The sequence below is a fragment of the Streptomyces sp. NPDC005803 genome, from assembly GCF_040630435.1.
In the GTDB taxonomy this organism is placed as follows: Bacteria; Actinomycetota; Actinomycetes; order Streptomycetales; family Streptomycetaceae; genus Streptomyces.
Window position 1 is genome coordinate 53,824 of the sequence record NZ_JBEXXO010000008.1, and the last position, 13,738, is coordinate 67,561.

Here is a 13,738-nt window from a genome sequence, read left to right on the forward strand (position 1 = left end):
CGTCTTCGTGTTCTCGTATCACCGGTCACCGCCCGCATGATGGTGGCACGGCCGGCTCGCGCAGGGGGGCATCAGGGTGCGATGCGGGGGCGCGCGATGCGCAAGATACGCTCCATTCCGCCCGCGCGCACACTCCGTGAGCGGCCGGACACGGAACGGGCGGGACTGTCGGTGGCGTACGGCAGGATGGTCCGGATGAGCGAACACCCGACGGGCGACGCGTTGCCTGAGTACGCGGAGCGCGTGCTCGACGTCGCCGAACTGATCCCGCCCGGCCGCGTCATGACGTACGGCGACATCGCGGAGTGGCTGGGGGACGGCGGACCGCGCCAGGTCGGCCGGGCCATGGCGCTGTACGGGGCAGCGGTGCCGTGGTGGCGCGTGGTGCGCGCCGACGGCGCGCTGCTGCCCGGGCACGAGCTGCGTGCGCTGGATCACTACCGCGAGGAGAACACCCCGCTGCGCGCGGCCTCGCGGACCGCGGAGGGCCACGTGCCGCGCTTGGACATGCGGCGCGCGCGGTGGGACGGCGCGTCCGGCGGGGCCCCGGGCGGGGCGGGCGCGGTGGGCGACGACGGCGGGGGAGCTCACACCTGACAGCTTCGGCCATCCGGCGGCACATCGGGCGGAGCCGGGCCCGTACGACGTACGGGAAGCGCGAGGCGGGAGCGGCTCGCCGCGCTTCCTGGCGGCGGAGGCGCAGGGTGCGGCCGGGCCGGCCGGCGGGACGGGCACGAGGCGCTCGGCTCCGGCGGCGGTGCTCGTCGTGGCCGGGCCCGCCGGCGGGAGCGGTACGGGGGGCGCGCTTCCGGCGGGGCCGCTCGCCCCGGCCCGGCCCGCAGGCCGTGCCGCATCGTCGTTCCCCGCCCGCGCAGCAGCACCCGGCCCGGCGGAACGTGACGATTCCCGCAGCCGTCCCGCCCCGATCGGCGCTCGCGCCGGAGTAGCGTCGTCAGTTCGCGGCACGCGCCGCGCCCTCACCCCCAGCACCTCCAGCACACCCACCAGGACCGGCGATCCCAACGTGAGCTCCTCCTCCACCACCCGGAACAGTCCGCACCGTCAGGCACGGCGTAGGACCACGGGCGCGTACCGGCTGGTGCGTACCCTGCCGGGCTCCGTGGACCCCCCTCTCCTGGACGCGGCGCAGCGGGCGGTGGTTGACCACCCCGGCGGCCCGCTGCTGGTCCTCGCGGGGCCGGGGACCGGAAAGACCACCACGCTCGTCGAGGCGGTCGCCGCCCGCGTCGCCCGGGGCGCCGACCCGGCCCGCATCCTGGTCCTCACCTTCAGCCGCAAGGCCGCCGTCGAGCTGCGCGACCGGATGGCCGCCCGGCTCGGCGCCGTCCGCGGACCGCAGGCCACCACGTTCCACTCCTTCTGTTACGCCCTGGTGCGCGCCCACCAGGACGCCGACCTCTTCGCGGACCCGCTGCGGCTGCTCTCCGGTCCGGAACAGGACGTCACCGTCCGCGATCTGCTGGCCGGCCAGCTCGACCTGGAGAAGGAGGGCCACGCCCGCATCCGCTGGCCCGACGAACTGCGGGCCTGCCTCACCACACGCGGCTTCGCCGACGAGGTGCGCGCCGTGCTCGCCCGCAGCCGCGAACTGGGCCTCGGACCGGACGCCCTGGCCGACTTCGCCCGGCGCACCGGCAGGCCCGACTGGGGTGCGGCGGCCGCGTTCCTCGCCGAGTACCTCGACGTCCTGGACGCCCAGGGGGTGCTGGACTACGCGGAGCTGGTCCACCGCGCCGTGCTGCTCGCGGAGCGCCCCGAGGTGTCGGGTCTGCTCGCCGGTCAGTACGACACGGTGTTCGTCGACGAGTACCAGGACACCGACCCGGCACAGGTACGGCTGCTGCACGCACTGGCCGGGAACCGGGGGAGCGCCCCGGGCGGCGGCGGTGGCCGGAACCTGATCGCGTTCGGCGACCCGGACCAGTCGATCTACGCCTTCCGCGGCGCCGATGTGAACGGCATCCTCGACTTCCCCGAGCTGTTCCGGCGCGCGGACGGCGCCCCGGCCCCGGTCGCCGTCCTCACCACCTCGCGCCGCTCCGGCGCGGGGCTGCTCGCCGCGACCCGGCTCCTCACCCGCCGGATGCCGCTCACCCGGCTGCCGTCGGCGAAGGTCCGCGCGCACCGGGAACTCGGCCCGGTCCGCGAGGGCGGCAGCGTCGAGACGTACACCTACCCGACCGCGTCCACCGAGCTCGACAACATCGCCGACCTGCTGCGCCGCGCGCATCTGGAGGACGGGGTGCCGTGGCACGAGATGGCGGTCCTGGTCCGGGCCGGCGGCCGCACCATCCCCGCCGTGCGCCGGGCCCTGACCTCGGCGGGCGTGCCGCTGGAGGTCGACGGCGACGATCTGCCCCTGCGCCACGAACCGGCGGTGGCCCCGCTGCTGACGGCCCTGCGCACGGTGGCCACGGCGGCGCTCCACCGGAACGCGGACGCGGGTCCGGAGGCCGGGGCCGAGGCGGTCTCCGACGCTGTTCCCGAGACGGGAGTGGTGGCAGAGGCGGCGCCTGAGGCGGTTCCTGAGGCCGGAGTGGTTCCTGAGGCGGTTTCCGAGACGGGAGTGGTCGCGGAGGCTGCGCCTGAGGCTGGAGTGATGCCTGAGGCGGTTGCCGAGGCGGGAGTGGTCGCGGAGGCGGTGCCTGAGGCGGTTGCCGAGGCGGGAGTGGTCGCGGAGGCTGAAGCCGTCAACGAGCCCGGGGCGGTTCCCGAGGCCGAAGTGGTTTCCGAGGCGGGGGCCGCGATGGAACCCCCGACCGTCGCCCCAGTCCCTGCCCCCGCCGCGTCCTGGCTCGACACCGAGACGGCGCTCACCCTCCTCGCCTCCCCCCTCGGATCCATGGACGCCGCCGACCTGCGCCGGCTCGGCCGGGCCCTGCGCGACGAGGAGCGCGCCGCCGGCAACCGGGTGCCCGCGCCCTCCGGCGAACTGCTCGCCCGCGCGCTCGCCGAACCGGAGCGGCTCGTGGCGCACGATCCGGCGTACGCCCGCGGCGCCCAGCGCCTCGGCGGGCTGCTGCGCACGGCGCGCGAGCTGCTCGAAGCCGGCGGCACCGCCGAGGAGGCGCTGTGGGCGCTGTGGTCCGGCACCCCGTGGCCGGCCAGGCTGGAGCGTGCCGCGCTGCGCGGCGGTGCGGGCGGCCGCAACGCCGACCGCGACCTCGACGCCGTCTGCGCCCTCTTCGACACCGCGGCCCGTGCGGAGGAGCGCACCGGCGGCCGTGGCGCCCTCAACTTCCTGGAGGAGGTCGACGCCCAGGACATCGCGGCGGACACCCTCTCCCGGCGCTCCGTGCGGCCCGACGCCGTCCGGCTGATGACCGCGCACCGCTCCAAGGGCCTGGAATGGCGCCTGGTCGTCGTCGCCGGAGTGCAGGAGGGCCTCTGGCCCGACCTGCGCCGGCGCGGCTCGCTGCTCGAAGCGGACCGGATCGGCCGCGACGGTATCGCCGAACCGCTCACTCCGGGCGCGCTCCTCGCCGAGGAGCGCCGGCTGTTCTACGTGGCGGCGACCCGCGCCCGGGAACGCCTGGTCGTCACCGCCGTCAAGGCGCCCGCCGACGACGGTGACCAGCCGTCCCGCTTCCTCACCGAGCTCGGCGTCGAACCCCGCGACGTCACCGGCCGGCCCCGCAGGCCACTCGCCGTCGCCGCCCTGGTCGCCGAACTGCGCGCCACCACCGTCGACCCCGACGCCTCCGACGCGCTGCGCGAGGAGGCCGCCCACCGCCTCGCCCGCCTCGCGGCCCTCAGCGACGACGAGGGGCAGCCGCTCGTGCCGTCGGCGCACCCCTACCGGTGGTGGGGCCTGTACGAGCCGACCCGCTCGGCCGTCCCGCTGCGCGACCGGGACCAGCCCGTCGCCCTGTCGGGCAGCGCGCTCGACCAGCTCGCCAACACCTGCGCCCTCCAGTGGTTCCTGGGCCGCGAGGTGAAGGCCGACGCCCCGGCGACCGCGGCCCAGGGCTTCGGCAACGTCGTCCACGTCCTGGCCGACGAGGTGGCCTCCGGCCGGACGCCCGCCGATCTGGCGGTCCTCATGGAGCGGCTCGACTCGGTCTGGGACGGGCTGGTCTTCGACGCGCCCTGGAAGTCGCAGCAGGAGAAGCAGCAGGCCCGCATCGCCCTCGAACGCTTCCTGCGCTGGCACGTCATGGACCGCAGCGGCCGTACCCCGGCCGCCAGTGAGCACGACTTCGACGTGACGCTGGAGGCGGGGGAGTACCAGGTGCGCATCCGCGGATCCATGGACCGCGTCGAACGCGACGCCGACGGCCGCGCCTACGTCGTCGACTTCAAGACCGGCAAGCAGTCCCCGACGAAGGACGAGGTCGCCCGCCACCCCCAGCTCGCCGTGTACCAGCTCGCGGTCCGGGAAGGCGCGGTCGACGAGGTCTTCGACGGCACGCGTCCCGAACCCGGAGGGGCCGAACTCGTACAGCTGCGCCAGCCCGCCCCCAAGAAGGAGGGCGGCGACGCCGTGCCCAAGGTGCAGGCCCAGGAGCCGCCGGACTCCGAGTGGGTCTCCGATCTGCTGGCGACCGCCGCCGGGCGGGTCCTGGACGAACGGTTCACCCCCTCGACCGGCCAGCACTGCACCCACTGCGCCTTCAGGGCCTCGTGCAGCGCGCAGCCGGAGGGACAGCACGTCCTGGAATGAGCCGGGCCCGGTCCTCGTGCCGTCGGGGCTTGCGGGCCCTCACCCCTCGGGGCGCGCCGCGGGCGCGAGGGCGCGGGCCGGCCCGGAGCCTCCTCGCGGCTTCGTGGGTTGTCGGTCCCTCCGGTTAGCCTCTGTGGAGTGTCCTCACGTATCACCGATCCCGAGCAGCTCAAGGAGCTTCTCGGGATCCCCTTCACCCCGGAGCAGACCGCGTGCATCGTCGCGCCGCCCGCCCCGCAGGTGATCGTCGCCGGGGCCGGGTCGGGGAAGACCACGGTGATGGCGGCGCGCGTGGTGTGGCTCGTCGGGACCGGCCAGGTCGCCCCCGAACAGGTCCTCGGGCTCACCTTCACCAACAAGGCGGCCGGAGAGCTCGCCGAGCGCGTCCGCAAGGCGCTGATCGCCGCCGGAGTCACCGACCCGGACGCCATCGACCCGGACAACCCCCCGGGCGAACCGGGCATCTCCACGTACCACGCCTTCGCCGGGCGGCTCCTCACCGAGCACGGGCTGCGGATAGGACTGGAACCCACCACCCGCCTCCTCGCCGACGCCACCCGCTACCAGCTCGCCGCCCGCGTGCTGCGCGAGGCGCCCGGCCCCTACCCGGCCCTGACCAGGTCGTTCCCCACCCTGGTCAGCGATCTGCTGGCCCTCGACGCCGAGCTCGCCGAACACCTCGTACGTCCCGAACAGCTCGCGGAGTACGACACCGGACTCCTGCGCACCCTGGAGACCGCCAGGCTCAGCAACGCGGAACTGCGCAAGATCCCCGAGACCGCCGAGGCCCGCCGCGAGCTGCTCGCGCTGACCCGGCGCTACCGGGAGGCGAAGCGCAGCCGCGACCTCCTCGACTTCGGCGACCAGATCGCCCTCTCCGCCCAGCTCGCCCTCACCCGCCCCGAGGTCGGCGCGATCCTGCGCGAGGAGTACCGGGTCGTCCTGCTCGACGAATACCAGGACACCTCCGTCGCCCAGCGCCTCCTGCTCTCCGCCCTCTTCGGCAGCGGCCCCGACGGCGCCGCCTCCGGACATGCCGTCACCGCGGTCGGAGACCCCTGCCAGGCGATCTACGGCTGGCGCGGCGCCTCCGTCGCCAACCTCGACGACTTCCCGCACCACTTCCCGCACGCCGACGGGACCCCCGCCGCCCGCTACTCCCTCAGCGAGAACCGCCGCAGCGGCGGCCGTCTCCTCCACCTCGCCAACGGGCTCGCGGCACCCCTGCGCGCCATGCACGAGGGCGTCGAGGCACTGCGCCCCGCCCCGGGAGCCGAGCGCGACGGCCTCGTCCGCTGCGCCCTGCTGCGCACCCACGCCGAGGAGATCGACTGGCTCGCCGACTCGATCGCCCACCTCGTGCGCACCGGCAAGGCCCCCGGCGAGATCGCCGTCCTGTGCCGCACCGCGGGCGACTTCCCCGAGATCCAGGCGGCGCTGGTGGCGCGGGACATCCCGGTCGAGGTCGTCGGCCTCTCCGGGCTGCTCCACCTCCCCGAGGTCGCCGACCTCGTGGCCGTCTGCGAGGTCCTCCAGGACCCGGGGGCCAACGCCTCCCTGGTCCGGCTGCTCACCGGCCCCCGCTGGCGGATCGGCCCCCGCGACCTGGCCCTGCTCGGCCGCCGGGCCCGCCTCCTCGTCCACCGCGCGGCCCACGGGGACGACGACGTCGACCCCGACCGCCGCCTCGCCGAGGCCGTGGAGGGCATCGACCCGGCAGAGGTGATCTCCCTCGCGGACGCCCTGGACACGTTCCTCGACTCCGGCGGGGAGCAGGACGACCGGCTCCCCTTCTCCGCCGAGGCCCGCATCCGCTTCGCCCGCCTCGCCACCGAACTGCGCGACCTGCGCCGCTCGCTCGCCGACCCGCTGATGGACGTCCTGCACCGGGTCCTCGCCACCACCGGCCTGGAGGTCGAGCTCTCCGCCTCGCCGCACGCCCTGGCGGCCCGCCGCCGCGAGACCCTCGCCAACTTCCTCGACGTCGCCGCCCGGTTCGCCTCCGTCGACGGGGAGGCGACGCTGCTCGCCTTCCTCGGCTTCCTGCGCACCGCCGTGCAGTACGAGAAGGGCCTCGACAACGCGCTGCCCGGCGGGGAGAACACCGTCAAGGTCCTCACCGCCCACAAGTCCAAGGGCCTGGAGTGGGACGTCGTGGCCGTGCCCGGACTCGTCACCGGGCAGTTCCCCAGCGGGCAGTCCCGTGACGCCTGGACCTCCCAGCCCCAGGTCCTGCCGCACGCCCTGCGCGGTGACACGGCCACGCTGCCCGTCATCCACTCCTTCGACGCCAAGGGCCTCAAGGGCTTCAAGGAGGAGATGAAGGAGCACCAGCACACCGAGGAGCTCCGCCTCGGCTACGTCACCTTCACCAGGCCCCGCACCCTGCTGCTCGGCTCCGGTCACTGGTGGGGCCCGAGCCAGAAGAAGCCGCGCGGCCCGTCCGCCTTCCTGCACGCCCTGTACGAGCACTGCGCGGCCGGGCACGGCGAGATCGAGGCCTGGGCGGACGAGCCGGCCGAGGACGAGGAGAACCCCGCCCTCGCCGAGTCGGCGGCCGGCCACGCCTGGCCACTGCCCCTGGACGACACCGCGCTGGCCCGCCGCCGGGCCGCCGCAGACACGGTGATGGCCCACCTGGAGGCGCTGGCCACGGCGGGCCCGGCGCCCCAGGTCCACGCCGGGTCGGCCCCGCCGCCGGACGACGCCCCCCTCGGCGACGAGCCGTTCCCGCAGGACGAGCCGTTCTTCCCGGAGGACGACCCCTTCCTGGACGAGGCCCCGTTCCCGGACGACGGCCCCTTCCCCGGCGAGGACCCGCCCCCGGGCCCCGTCGCCCCGCGCGTCCCGGCCGCCCGTGCTCCCGAACGGGGCCCCTCGCGCCTCACCCCCGAGGAGGCCCGCACCCTCGCCTCCTGGGACCGCGATCTCGACGCCCTCGCCGGGGAACTGCGCCGAGCCCGCGCCACCGTGCGTGACGTCCTCGTCCCCGCCTCGCTCTCCGCGACCCAGCTGCTGCGCCTCGCCGACGACCCCGACGGCTTCGCCCAGGAACTGGCCCGCCCCATGCCCCGCCCCCCGCAGCCCGCCGCCCGCCGGGGCACCCGCTTCCACGCCTGGGTCGAGTCCCGCTTCGAGGAACTGCCGCTGCCCATGCTCGGCCCCGACGAACTCCCCGGCGGCGACGAGAGCGACGCCGACATCGCCGACGAACGCGATCTCGCCGAGCTGAAGGAGGCCTTCGAGCGCACCCCGTACGCCCGCCGCACTCCGTACCGCGTCGAGACCCCCTTCCAGATCACCCTGGCCGGCCGGGTGATCCGGGGCCGCATCGACGCGGTGTACCGCACGGGGGACACGTACGAGATCGTCGACTGGAAGACCAGCCGCACCCATACCGCCGACCCCCTCCAGCTCGCCGTCTACCGGCTGGCGTGGGCCGAACTGCACGGGCTGGCGCTCACCGACGTCACGGCCACTTTCCTCTTCGTCCGCAGCGGCGAGACCGTCCGCCCCGCCCGCCTCCCGGGCCGCCCGGAGCTGGAGCGGATCCTCCTGGACGAGCCACCTCCCGCGGGCGGATAAGCTGAAGGTCATGAGCGACACCCCGGACAGCGCCGTCCGTACGTACACCGAGCAGCACCGCGCCGCTTTCCTCGACGACCTCGCCGAGTGGCTGCGCATCCCGTCCGTATCCGCGCAGCCGGAACACGACGGGGACGTACGGCGCAGCGCCGCGTGGCTGTCCGCCAAGCTGAAGGAGACCGGCTTCCCGGTCACCGAGATCTGGGAGACGGACGGGGCGCCCGCCGTCTACGCCGAGTGGCCGTCCGACGACCCGGAAGCGCCCACGGTCCTCGTCTACGGGCACCACGACGTCCAGCCCGCCGCCCGCGAGGACGGCTGGGACACGGACCCCTTCGAGCCGGTCGTCCGCGACGGCAGGATGTACGGCCGCGGCGCGGCCGACGACAAGGGGCAGGTGTTCTTCCACACCCTCGGTGTCCGGGCCCACCTCGCCACCACCGGCCGCACCACCCCCGCCGTCCACCTCAAGCTCCTGGTCGAGGGCGAGGAGGAGTCCGGCTCCCCGCACTTCCGCACCCTGGTGGAGCAGCGGGCCGACCGCCTCACCGCCGATGCCGTGATCGTCTCCGACACCGGCATGTGGGACGAGACGACCCCGACCGTCTGCACCGGCATGCGTGGCCTCGCCGAGTGCGAGATCGAGCTGCACGGTCCTGAGCAGGACATCCACTCGGGATCGTTCGGTGGCGCCGTCCCCAACCCGGCGACGGAGGTCGCCCGCCTCGTCGCGGCGCTCCACGACAACGAAGGCCGGGTCGCCGTTCCCGGTTTCTACGACGGCGTGGCCGAGCTCACCGACACCGAACGCGCCCTCTTCGCCGAGCTGCCGTTCGACGAGGCCACCTGGCTGCGCACCGCCAGGTCCCAGGCAGCGTCCGGCGAGGCCGGCTACTCCACGCTGGAGCGGATCTGGGCCCGCCCGACCGCCGAGGTCAACGGCATCGGCGGCGGCTACCAGGACGCCGGCAGCAAGACGATCATCCCGTCCTCCGCCCGGGTCAAGATCAGCTTCCGCCTGGTCGCGGGCCAGGACCCGGACCATGTCCAGAAAGCCGTCCGGACCTGGGCCGAGGCCCGCGTCCCGGCCGGCATCCGCCACCGGATCACCTTCCTCCCGGCCACCCGCCCCTGCCTCACGCCCCTGGACCACCCCGCGCTGCAGGCCGTGGCCCGCGCCATGGGACGGGCCTTCGGCCAAAAAGTCCTCTTCACCCGCGAAGGAGGCTCAGGACCCGCCGCCGACCTGCAGGACGTGCTCGGCGCACCCGTCCTCTTCCTGGGCATCTCCGTACCCTCCGACGGCTGGCACGCCCCCAACGAGAAGGTCGAACTCGACCTGCTGTTCAAGGGCGTGGAGACCGCCGCCCACCTCTGGGGCGAGCTGGCAGCCGCACTCCGCTGAATCCTCTGAACACCCGATCCATCCCGGGGGAGTAGGAAGCACCTGTGAGCACCTTCGACAACGCCACCACGGGCCGTCCCATCGGTCTGACCGCGCCTAGCGGCATCGACCGGGCGGCGCACCACCGCCTCGACGAGGCCTGGCTGGCCGCCGCGTGGAGCCACCCGACGACCCGGGTCTTCGTCGTCTCCGGCGGGCAGGTGCTGATCGACGACACCGCCGACGGCACCGAACTCGTGATGACCCCCGCCTTCGAGGCGCCGGTCACCGAGACCCACCGCTACTTCCTCGGCACCGATGAGGACGGCGTCAGCTACTTCGCGCTCCAGAAGGACGCGCTGCCGGGCCGCATGGACCAGTCGGCCCGGCCGGCGGGCCTGCGCGAGGCCGGTCTGCTCCTCGGCGCCCGCGACGCGGGCCTGATGGTGCACGCCGTGGCGCTGGAGAACTGGCAGCGGCTGCACCGCTTCTGCTCGCGCTGCGGCGAACGGACGGTCATCGCGGCGGCCGGCCACATCCGCCGCTGCCAGGCCTGCGGCGCGGAGCACTACCCGCGCACCGACCCCGCCGTCATCATGCTCGTCACCGACGACCAGGACCGCGCGCTGCTGGGCCGCCAGGTGCACTGGCCCGAGGGCCGGTTCTCCACCCTGGCCGGTTTCGTCGAGCCCGGCGAGTCGATCGAGCAGTCCGTGGCCCGTGAGGTGTTCGAGGAGGCCGGCATCACGGTCGGCGAGGTCGAGTACATCGCCAGCCAGCCGTGGCCGTTCCCCTCCAGCCTGATGCTCGGCTTCATGGCACGGGCCACGACGTTCGAGATCAACGTCGACGGCGAGGAGATCGAGGAGGCCCGCTGGTTCTCCCGCGAGGAGCTGACGGCCGCCTTCGAATCCGGCGCGATCCTGCCCCCGTTCGGCATCTCGATCGCGGCCCGCCTGATCGAGATCTGGTACGGCAAGCCCCTCCCGAAGCCGCTCCGGGCGAGCTGACCCGGCGCGGCCCGCAGGGCCTGCCCGTGCCGGGCTGCCCACCGCCGCCGCTGCCCCGCCTCGACCGGGGCAACACGAAACCGCCCGCCCCCTCCCGTCGCACGAACGGGAGAAGGCGGGCGGTCGCAGCCGTATGGCGGCAGGAGGTCAGGCGCCGACCTTCTGCTTCACCTGGGCCAGCGAAGGGTTCGTCAGCGTCGAACCGTCCGGGAAGAGGACGGTCGGGACCGTCTGGTTTCCGCCATTCGCCTTCTCGACGAAGGCCGCCGACTCCGGGTCCTGCTCGATGTTGATCTCGGTGTACGCGATGCCCTCGCGGTCCATCTGGCCCTTGAGCCGACGGCAGTAGCCGCACCACGTGGTGCTGTACATCGTCACAGTGCCCGGCATGTCTTCGCGCTCCTTGGTCTCATCGGTCACGGCAATCCCCTCACGTCCCGGCGCGGTCTCTTCCGTCACACTCCTCCGTCACACCGAACGTCGGACGGAGAAGCCTGGACGTGCGTTGCCGCACGGAAGGGGAACGCACGCGACCTGACCACCATTCCCGGCAGGCCGCCCCCGTACCGGCCGGGCCCGTCCCCGCACGGGCCTTGGGCCACCTCCCTGCCGGCCCAGGCCACCTCCGCGTCAGCTCGGGGCCACCTCCGCCTCAGCCCGGAGCCACTTCTCATTAATACGACAGATGCGGCAGCCCTGTGGACAACTTCCCCGGCCGCCCCTTTCGACCTGGCAGCATGGCGGGGTGACATCAGCAACGCATTCCACCCTCTTCCCCCAGGTCCCCGACTCCGCCGACGCCGTCCTCGACGGGCTCGACCCCGAGCAGCGCGAGGTCGCCATGGCCCTGCAGGGCCCGGTGTGCGTGCTGGCCGGAGCCGGTACGGGCAAGACGCGGGCCATCACGCACCGCATCGCCTACGGGGTGCGCGCGGGGATACTCCAGCCGACGAGTGTGCTTGCCGTCACGTTCACCAACCGCGCCGCCGGTGAGATGCGCGGGCGCCTGCGCCAGCTCGGCGCGGGCGGGGTGCAGGCACGGACCTTCCACTCCGCGGCACTGCGTCAGCTCCAGTACTTCTGGCCGAAAGCGGTCGGCGGCGATCTGCCCCGGCTGGTCGAGCGCAAGGTCCAGCTGGTCGCCGAGGCGGCGGCCCGCTGCCGCATCCGGCTCGACCGCAACGAGCTGCGCGATGTCACGAGCGAGATCGAGTGGGCCAAGGTCACCCAGACCGTGCCCGCCGACTATCCGGCCGTGGTCGCCAAGTCCCAGCGGGACGCCCCGCGCGATCCCGCCGAGATCTCCCAGGTCTACGCGATGTACGAGCAGCTGAAGCGCGACCGCACGGTGATCGACTTCGAGGACGTGCTGCTCCTCACCGTGGGCATCCTGCAGGACCGTCACGACATCGCCGACCATGTGCGCCGCCAGTACCAGCACTTCGTCGTCGACGAGTACCAGGACGTCAGCCCGCTCCAGCAGCGGCTCCTCGACCTGTGGCTCGGCGACCGCGACAACCTCTGTGTCGTCGGGGACGCCAGCCAGACGATCTACTCCTTCACCGGAGCCACCCCCGACCACCTGCTCAACTTCCGCACCCGCCACCCCCGGGCCACCGTGGTCAAACTCGTCCGCGACTACCGCTCCACGCCGCAGGTCGTCCATCTGGCCAACGGGCTGCTCGCCCAGGCAAGCGGCCGCGCCGCCGAACACCGGCTCGAACTGGTCTCGCAGCGCGAGTCCGGCCCCGAACCCGCCTACCTGGAGTACCCGGACGAGCCCGCCGAGGCCGAGGGCACCGCCCGCCGTATCCGGGATCTGATCGCCGCCGGGGTCCCGGCCGGGGAGATCGCCGTGCTCTACCGGGTCAACTCCCAGTCCGAGGTCTACGAGCAGGCCCTCGCGGACGCGGGGGTGCCCTACCAGCTCAGGGGCGCGGAACGGTTCTTCGAGCGCCCGGAGGTGCGGGAGGCGGGCGTCGCCCTGCGCGGTGCCGCCAGGGCGGGGGGCAACGACTCCCTGCTCGACGACGCGGAGGGACTGCCCTCCGAGGTGCGGGCGGTGCTCTCCACCAAGGGCTGGAACAGCGAGCCGCCCGCGGGATCGGGGGCGGTGCGGGACCGCTGGGAGTCCCTGGCCGCCCTCGTCAGGCTGGCCGAGGACTTCGAACAGGCCAGGCCGGGGGCCACCCTCTCCGACCTGGTCGCCGAGCTGGACGAGCGGGCGGCAGCCCAGCACGCCCCCACGGTCCAGGGCGTCACGCTGGCCTCCCTGCACTCGGCGAAGGGCCTGGAGTGGGACGCCGTGTTCCTGGTCGGGCTGACCGAAGGCATGATGCCGATCACCTACGCCAAGACCGACGAGCAGATCGAGGAGGAGCGCCGGCTGCTGTACGTCGGTGTCACCCGCGCCCGCTTCCACCTCTCCCTGTCGTGGTCGCTGGCCCGCTCACCCGGTGGCCGGGCGGGCCGCAGGCCGAGCAGGTTCCTCAACGGGCTGCGCCCCGGCTCGGCGGCGTTCGGCGGCCGGGCGAGCGCGGGCGGCGGCAGCGGGATCGAACGCCCGGCCGCGGCCCGTCGCAAGCGGCGCGGGCCCGCCCTGTGCCGGGTCTGCGGCAAGACGCTGACGGACGCCGGCGAGATGAAGCTGATGCGCTGCGACGACTGCCCGTCGGACATGGACGAGGCGCTGTACGAGCGGTTGCGCGACTGGCGCGCGGCGCGTGCGCAGGACATCGGGCAGCCCGCGTACTGCGTGTTCACCGACAAGACGCTGATGGCCATCGCCGAGGCGGTGCCCGGGACCGAGGGCGAACTGGCCGGGATCTCCGGGGTCGGCGCGCGGAAGCTGGGCCGGTTCGGCGCCGCCGTCCTGGACATCTGCGCAGGTGGGGACGGGTCAGAGGAGCCTGCGGCGGCCGACGACGAGGTGTGAGGAAAACTCGTCGGAAAAATAGTTTGCGCCCGCCCCAGTCATCACCATAGGTTCTTAACCACGGGAACAGCGACTTCTCTGAAGCCCTGATCCTGTGCTGTACTTATCCGAATACGCAGGACCGGCCCGCCGGTCCCCAG

General features: G+C 73.9%; 7 protein-coding genes. 6 read left to right on the top strand and 1 reads right to left on the bottom strand.

Going from position 1 to position 13,738, the window contains the following annotated elements:
* Positions 1 to 195 precede the first annotated feature (195 nt).
* The 5 genes from ABZ454_RS13610 to nudC all read left to right on the top strand — a co-directional run bounded on the left by ABZ454_RS13610 (position 196) and on the right by nudC (position 10,663).
* Positions 196 to 597, top strand: coding sequence for an MGMT family protein (locus tag ABZ454_RS13610; RefSeq protein WP_359537868.1), 402 nt, complete (start codon positions 196 to 198; stop codon positions 595 to 597).
* A gap of 427 nt (positions 598 to 1,024) precedes the next feature.
* Positions 1,025 to 4,684, top strand: coding sequence for a UvrD-helicase domain-containing protein (locus tag ABZ454_RS13615; RefSeq protein WP_359537870.1), 3,660 nt, complete (start codon positions 1,025 to 1,027; stop codon positions 4,682 to 4,684).
* Positions 4,685 to 4,822: 138 nt separating this feature from the next.
* Positions 4,823 to 8,269 (top strand): UvrD-helicase domain-containing protein, encoded by a 3,447-nt coding sequence (locus tag ABZ454_RS13620; protein WP_356316766.1) that lies wholly within the window; start codon positions 4,823 to 4,825, stop codon positions 8,267 to 8,269.
* Between the two features lie 10 nt (positions 8,270 to 8,279).
* Positions 8,280 to 9,674, top strand: a complete 1,395-nt coding sequence (locus ABZ454_RS13625) for a dipeptidase (protein ID WP_356316768.1) — start codon at positions 8,280 to 8,282, stop codon at positions 9,672 to 9,674.
* 44 nt (positions 9,675 to 9,718) lie between these two features.
* Positions 9,719 to 10,663 (top strand): NAD(+) diphosphatase, encoded by a 945-nt coding sequence (gene nudC, locus ABZ454_RS13630; protein WP_356316770.1) that lies wholly within the window; start codon positions 9,719 to 9,721, stop codon positions 10,661 to 10,663.
* A gap of 147 nt (positions 10,664 to 10,810) precedes the next feature.
* Here nudC and ABZ454_RS13635 read toward each other — a convergent pair whose 3' ends face one another.
* Positions 10,811 to 11,053, bottom strand: coding sequence for a mycoredoxin (locus ABZ454_RS13635; protein ID WP_279559893.1), 243 nt, complete (start codon positions 11,051 to 11,053; stop codon positions 10,811 to 10,813).
* 295 nt (positions 11,054 to 11,348) lie between these two features.
* On the opposite strand from ABZ454_RS13635, the gene ABZ454_RS13640 reads away from it, so the two are divergent.
* The gene (locus ABZ454_RS13640) at positions 11,349 to 13,598 is read left to right on the top strand and encodes an ATP-dependent DNA helicase UvrD2 (protein ID WP_356316772.1); all 2,250 of its coding nucleotides are present in this window, start codon (positions 11,349 to 11,351) and stop codon (positions 13,596 to 13,598) included.
* Positions 13,599 to 13,738 lie beyond the last annotated feature (140 nt).